This window comes from Gilvimarinus gilvus, from assembly GCF_030518155.1.
GTDB lineage: Bacteria > Pseudomonadota > Gammaproteobacteria > Pseudomonadales > Cellvibrionaceae > Gilvimarinus > Gilvimarinus gilvus.
In genome coordinates, this window is record NZ_JAULRU010000125.1 from 1 (window position 1) to 391 (window position 391).

Below are 391 nucleotides of genomic sequence, written 5' to 3' on the forward strand. Positions count from 1 at the left end.
CCGCTGAACGCCTGCTTTGCCAGCAGGTCCACACGAAAGATCTGACCGGATTCGGGTGTGATCATCTGCCCGTTGCTCTGGGGGCTGCAGGGTGCTTGCTGCAATACGCCAAAGACACCCAGCGCACCTCTCTGCCCCATATTCGCCGCTTAACCCTGGAACAGCGAAATGAAAGTGTCATCCTTGATGCAGCTACCCGGAAAAACCTTGAAATAGATCTCAACCTGGCAGGAGGCAGGGATAACACCCTGGCGTCTGTGATCGACAAAACAGCCACACCGATGGGCAGCCGGATGCTTCGTCGCTGGCTCAATCGCCCCCTGCGCTGTTTGAACACACTGACATCAAGGCAGGAAGCACTGCAGTGGCTGATCAGTGACTATCGCTTTGA

Annotated in this window: 1 pseudogene; it reads left to right on the plus strand. The window is 56.0% G+C overall.

Features of this window, described 5'->3' with window-relative positions:
* A pseudogene (locus QWI17_RS00695) lies at nt 1-391 on the plus strand (DNA mismatch repair protein MutS); the annotation flags it as partial.